This is a genomic window from Psychrobacter sp. CCUG 69069 (assembly GCF_021023115.1).
Taxonomy (GTDB): Bacteria; Pseudomonadota; Gammaproteobacteria; order Pseudomonadales; family Moraxellaceae; genus Psychrobacter; species Psychrobacter namhaensis.
Map to the genome: position 1 here is coordinate 25,937 of NZ_QQAI01000022.1, position 6,000 is coordinate 31,936.

General features: G+C 43.5%; 8 protein-coding genes. 6 read left to right on the plus strand and 2 right to left on the minus strand.

The genetic code is table 11. From position 1 onward, the window contains the following. Positions 1-195 precede the first annotated feature (195 nt). The 6 genes from DVY93_RS11440 (at position 196) to DVY93_RS11465 (ending at position 4,850) form a co-directional block, all read left to right on the plus strand. On the plus strand, positions 196-1,677 hold the full coding sequence (locus tag DVY93_RS11440; protein WP_230710883.1) for a C13 family peptidase: 1,482 nt from the start codon (positions 196-198) through the stop codon (positions 1,675-1,677). Between the two features lie 101 nt (positions 1,678-1,778). Continuing rightward, positions 1,779-2,669, plus strand: a complete 891-nt coding sequence (fghA, locus tag DVY93_RS11445; RefSeq protein ID WP_230710884.1) for an S-formylglutathione hydrolase — start codon at positions 1,779-1,781, stop codon at positions 2,667-2,669. Between the two features lie 161 nt (positions 2,670-2,830). Beyond that, on the plus strand, positions 2,831-3,523 hold the full coding sequence (gene rpe, locus DVY93_RS11450) for a ribulose-phosphate 3-epimerase (protein ID WP_230710885.1): 693 nt from the start codon (positions 2,831-2,833) through the stop codon (positions 3,521-3,523). Positions 3,524-3,593: 70 nt separating this feature from the next. After that, on the plus strand, positions 3,594-3,959 hold the full coding sequence (locus DVY93_RS11455) for a hypothetical protein (RefSeq protein ID WP_198333903.1): 366 nt from the start codon (positions 3,594-3,596) through the stop codon (positions 3,957-3,959). 82 nt (positions 3,960-4,041) lie between these two features. After that, complete coding sequence (locus DVY93_RS11460; protein WP_193004749.1) at positions 4,042-4,353, plus strand: hypothetical protein; 312 nt, start codon at positions 4,042-4,044, stop codon at positions 4,351-4,353. Positions 4,354-4,538: 185 nt separating this feature from the next. Beyond that, the gene (locus tag DVY93_RS11465) at positions 4,539-4,850 is read left to right on the plus strand and encodes a hypothetical protein (RefSeq protein ID WP_193004748.1); all 312 of its coding nucleotides are present in this window, start codon (positions 4,539-4,541) and stop codon (positions 4,848-4,850) included. Positions 4,851-4,978: 128 nt separating this feature from the next. Here the strand turns inward: DVY93_RS11465 and rpmG are convergent, their stop codons facing one another. Together rpmG and rpmB are read right to left on the minus strand one after the other, a co-directional pair. Next, the gene (gene rpmG, locus DVY93_RS11470; RefSeq protein ID WP_010201403.1) at positions 4,979-5,134 is read right to left on the minus strand and encodes a 50S ribosomal protein L33; all 156 of its coding nucleotides are present in this window, start codon (positions 5,132-5,134) and stop codon (positions 4,979-4,981) included. Positions 5,135-5,268: 134 nt separating this feature from the next. After that, positions 5,269-5,505 carry a 50S ribosomal protein L28 gene (gene rpmB / locus DVY93_RS11475; protein WP_057761372.1) on the minus strand — a complete coding sequence of 79 codons (237 nt, stop codon included), beginning with the start codon at positions 5,503-5,505 and terminating at the stop codon, positions 5,269-5,271. Positions 5,506-6,000: the final 495 nt, after the last annotated feature.

The following is a 6,000-nucleotide window of genomic DNA, read 5'->3' on the forward strand; positions in this document are numbered from 1 at the left end:
CGCGTTAGATTAGCGAGCTAAACTGTTAGATCATGCTAATCGTCATTTATAATCATTCCCTAGTGAATTAAAATATAAAATTGCTGTCTCCATGCTGCGCAAAAAATGTCATTGATGACATTCAGCGGCTGTTACATCAAGGCACTTATATAGTTGCTCACTTTATTTTTCTCGACTGGCTAGAGGTCTAAGTCTTTGTCACTTGCGTCGTTAAAAACCGTATCGCTTCAGCGCTTTTCGCTTAATTTCGCTGCCAATATTATCGCAACCTTGTGGATGTTAGTCGGGTCTACACGTGCGTTTTCTTGGGTAAAACCCACCTTTATTCAGTTTGCTGTATTTGCACTGCTGGCATTAGGTAGTAACGTACTTTTTTCGTGGCTAGCGGCTGAAAACGGTAGCGTCTTTAATGAACAAGGGTTGATCAGCTACTTAATTTGGCCGATGATTATTCTGTTAGGCGGTATCATCTTGGCACGGCGTGCGGGCAACCAAACGCTGGTTTTTGTGCCCGTGGTATTATGGTTGGTTGCTGATACATTATCGGCGTTACTACAGAGCCTAGTGCAACTTTTGGGCAGCTATGGTTGGCTACCCAACTGGAGTTATTCTTTTTTACCGATCCTATTTTTGGTGCTGTTTTTATGGCAGACATTAGCCTTACTATGGATTTTTTCTCGTCGCCTGCGCATACCTTGGTGGGAGCGAATAATCGTACTAATAGGCGCTGTCGCGCTCTTGACGATTTGGCAGCGAAATGTCGCAGACCAGCCGATATTTAAGCAAATTCCTGTAGAGCCAGTGTTAGAAGAAGCGGCACTTTATGAGCAGCCGCGTTTGCTACAGCAAGCGTTAAATAGTATTGATCCTAGTATCTCAGGTAAAACGGATTGGTATTTTATGGGTGTGGCTGGGTACGCTGATCAAAATGTTTTTCGTTCTGAAATTAACAAAGTACGAGAGTTGTTTGATGTGCGATTTGGCACCAGTGGGCATTCGCTCTCATTGATTAACAATACTTATAGTTGGCTGGATGAGCCAATAGCCACCAAAACCAGTATTCTACGTGGCTTGAAAAAAATTGGCCAGCAGATGAATGCGGATGAAGATGTGTTATTCCTAACCCTCTCTTCACATGGTAATCAAGACATCCTCCAACTGGCAAACCCGCCGCTGGCAATGGAAAATCTAGACGCAACGTGGTTACGTGAGGCGCTGGATGCGTCGGGTATTCGCTGGCGGGTCATCGTGGTATCCGCTTGTTACTCAGGTTCATTTATCGATGAGCTCGCCTCACCGACCACGGTGGTGATTACCGCATCAGCCGCTGACAAGGCATCGTTTGGCTGTACCAATACCGCTGAGATGACCTATTTTGGGCAAGCATTTTTTGCAGAAAGTCTGCGCGAAAACACCAGTTTTGAAGCCGCATTCAAGGATGCAGCATACCGCGTGCAAGAGCGCGAGCTTTACATGAGCTTTGAGTCATCAGAGCCGCAAATGGTCATTGGTAGCCTCATGGAGACGGCACTGCCAGCTTTCGAGCAGGTGTTGTTTGATAAAACGCGACCACCAGTCGCTAGTATTATTAACCATAATAATTCTACCGCCATTAATATCGTACCTGATGGCACTTCCAATCAGCCCGTGGACAACACGGCAGCGAGCGCCCATTAATGCGGGCGCACTACGTGAGTGTTTGGAAGTATTAGTACGACCTTATCAGTACTTTTTATCAGTCATCGTGTATTTTACTTTGGACAAAAGGAATATCACTCATGAACAGTTCTTACAATCACAGTCTGTCTGTCAATTCGCAGCTCACACAAAAGAGTGTGAACCGCTGCTTTGATGGTGAGCAACATTATTATAGTCATCAATCAACGTCTACCAAGACATCGATGACGTTTAGCATTTATCTACCAGATGAAGCGCTTGCTGGTCGCCGCTGCCCTGCGCTTCTATACTTATCAGGTCTTACTTGTAATGCGGACAATGTCACGCACAAAGCGCATTTTCAGCAAAAATGTAGCGAGCTTGGCATGATATTTATTGCGCCAGATACGTCTCCAAGAAGTAGTGACAATGATGCGGTGCCAAATGATGAGCGCTACTTTGTCGGTCAAGGAGCAAGCTATTATGTCGATGCGACGCAAGCTCCTTGGGCAGATAATTTTAATATGCAAAGCTATATCGTGGATGAGCTATATGACTTGCTACGCGCTGAGTTTCCTATTGATAGCATAGGTATTACAGGGCATTCGATGGGTGGTCATGGGGCATTGTTATTGGGCTTTAAATTTCCAGGAAAGTTTGTCAGCGTCTCCGCGTTATCGCCTGTTTGCGCGGCCAGTGAGTCAGCGTGGGGACAAGCAGCCTTTATAGAGTACTTTGGCGATGATACATCACAATGGGCGCAAGCAGATGCGGCAAAGATGATTGAAAAAGTCGGGCAGCAGTACGCGAGTATCTTGGTCGACCAAGGCGCGGCTGATAATTTTTTGGCAGAAGGACAGTTGCAAACGCCTAAATTACAAGACGCTTGTGCAAAAGCCAAACAGCCTTTAACATTACGCTATCAGGCGGGTCATGACCATAGCTATTATTTTATTCAAACCGTGATAAACGATCATATCGAACATCATTGGCGTATGGCTCAGCTTAGCTAGACTTTGAAGTAGGCTGTGCCTGTGGTAAGACTTAATATAAACAGCGTTAGTGATTTGAGCGTGACGCGTCAGTATTGTAAAAGCTTAAAAACACTTAAGCCGGTGGCAAGTTTTTTTAGTTTGTCAGTATTTTATATAAACATAAATTAGGTAGCTCCATTATGATCAGTTCTGCTAAACCCTATCTTATTGCACCCTCGATACTTTCAGCTGATTTTGCGCGCTTGGGCGAAGAAGTGGAAAAAGTACTAGAGTCAGGTGCCGATGTCATTCATTTCGATGTCATGGACAATCACTACGTGCCCAACTTAACTTTTGGCAGTATGATTTGCAAAGCGCTGCGTGATTATGGTGTTGATGCGCCAATCGATGTCCATCTGATGGTTTCACCGGTCGATAGTATGATTGAGCAGTTTTTGGAAGCAGGGGCGAGTATTATCACCTTCCATCCAGAAGCCAGCTCTCACGTTGATCGCTCGCTTCAACTTATCAAGGATGGCGGGTCTGAGTGTGGTTTGGTACTAAATCCAGCAACGCCGCTGCACTATCTAGACTATGTGATGGATAAAGTGGATCAGATCTTATTGATGAGCGTAAATCCTGGTTATGGTGGACAGTCCTTTATTGAAAGTACCTTAGACAAGGTTCGTCAGGTTCGTCAGCGTATCATCACCAGCGGTCGAGACATCAGATTAGAAGTCGATGGTGGTATCAAAGCCAGTAATATCCGGGCGATTGCTGAAGCGGGGGCTGACATGTTCGTCGCCGGCTCAGCGATATTTAACCAAGAAGACTATAAGGCTGCTATCGATGCCATGCGTGCAGAGCTGGCATTGGCTAATGGTAGTCATTAGCAGTAGCACCGGGTCATTAGTGTATAATGTTGAGACACGCCGATAACTTTATGCCATACGAAGGTGACTTATGGACACGCAAAAACCCGTCAACGACTCAGCAACCACTGAGCAAGTACCAACCAAAGCGTCTCAGCCTCGACAACGCAGTTTGGTGCCAAAAGGTATCACTATTGGCTTAGCGCTGTTTGCGCTTGTTCTGAGCCTAGCAGGTTACGGTTTTCGCTTAATGGTCGGCGATGATGTCGAGACCGTACTGCGACACGCTGCCGTCATCGTACCTACCTTTGTGATTGGCATTCCCCTGTTTTTTTGGCTGGGGTCGCGCGTGCTTAACAAAGTCCGCGGTATGCACATTGAAACTCGCAATGCATTGACCCTTGGCTGGCTAACAGCGTGTGTGTCGATGCTATGGTTGATGGGTACTTATAGTTAAGCGTCTGTCTTGATCTTGTCTACTGATTAAAAATTTTTACTCACCAATAAGTCATGCTGTATGTGCGTGACTGGACGCTAGTATGTCAAAAAAATTTACCAACATTACCGACACTATCTTTCCCAAAGACCTACCCAACAGTTTGTTTATCGCGCTGATTATTGCCTGTTTACTCATGGGTTTGGCCTCGTTGCGGCACGGTACCGATTTACAAGGCTGGCTCAATGTCATTGAAAACTGGCTAATTATGCTGTTGATATTTCCTACTGCCACGGCTACCGTGGCATTACCGTTTAAATATCGAGATCCAACGTTAGAGTTAAAGCTCATGTATTATTTAGGCATGTTTGTTGCCTTGTTATTTACGATAGCAAAACTTCGTTACTGGCGTTAATTTTATGGGCTCACTCACATTTAAGTGTCCTTTATATAGAAGACTTATGTGACAGCCCTTGAATTTCAAGGTTGAAGCGTCCATTGTATGAGTAAGATATTTTTACCCGCGTTACTGTAAGATGATAGCTTTGCTACAGGATATGCTCTTTGCAAGTATGAGACGGGACAATAAGGAATACATGAATGCCATACGATATCGATAATGAGATAGAAGTAGAGACCGATAGTACTGACCAATTTGCAGGATTTGGAAGAGAGACCACGCTCGAGCTGGTAGAAGCCGAGGATGGGCGACTGCTGTTACGTGATGCCGAACAAGATGAAGCACCGCTGATGACCATTGATTTTTCTGAAAAACTCAAAGAGCTGCTAGGTAGCGACACCCAAGCAATTGGTCAGCACATGATTCATGCAGCGATTCAGGTCATTATGCAAAAGCAGATGAGCCAATGGCATGCGCATGTTTATGATAAAGAGCCAACACACTATAGTTAAGTTTTGATTGGTGTGGCTTCGAAATGGTTTTGTGAGTCACTAACCAACTGAATTTATGACCAAAAAAAGGGTTTATCTATTGATAAACCCTTTTTTATGTTCAAATAAAGCGTGTTTGAGAACAGCCGTTATTTGATTTTAGCTTCTTTAAAGATCACATGCTGGCGTACTTTTGGATCAAATTTTTTGATTTCCATTTTGCCAGGCATAGTGCGCTTATTTTTAGTAGTGGTGTAGTAATACCCAGTACCAGCTGTTGATACTAATTTAATTTTATCTCTCATGATAGCTTTCCTGTAAATGAGGGGTCTTCAAACGATAGGTATGGGTCTAAAGTATTAAATTGCCACATAAGATGTAGCAGAAAAGCAGCTTAAAGGACGAAAATTATCGTTGCCAGTAAGCTGCCTGTCTTTACTTAAACTTTTTGACCTTGTGCGCGTAGATCCGCTAACACTTTATCAATACCAAGTTTGTCAATAATGCGCATACCTTTGGTAGACACACGTAGACGGACAAAACGATTTTCAGACTCTACCCAAAAACGATGGTTGTGAAGGTTTGGTAGAAAGCGACGACGGGTTTTGTTGTTTGCGTGCGAAACATTATTACCCACCATAGGGCGCTTTCCAGTCACTTGGCAAACTCGAGACATGGCGAACTCCTAATCTATGAGGTATGAGGTTTTCTCATACCAGTCTGGGCAAGTTGCACGTTTTTGCGGCATGGACACAGCAAGCGGCAGCTTTGCACCAAACAAAACTATATGAAGGTTGAGCTGGTTTTGCTGTTATCTAAAGGCAAATAACAGGCTGACCAATTCAGAAAATTTTAAAGCCGACATTTATACCATAAAACAGATGAATACTCAAATATTTTTATGATTATTGTTGGTCTAAAGGGTAGCTATTATACCCTGAAATGCACATCCTATGTTGTTGATTATTTAAAAGTAAAGATTAATTTTTAGTTGTAACTTTTGACAAAAGTCAGTAAAGTTGCTGTTATATATTTAATACAATCTGAGCTATGCTGAAGAAACCGTAGAGATAAACTTGGTAAACTAAGCGTATTAATCGGAGTTTACCATGACCAAGAAATTAAGAACCTACAGTGACGAATTTAAAGCTGAAGCTGTTAAAAAGATAGC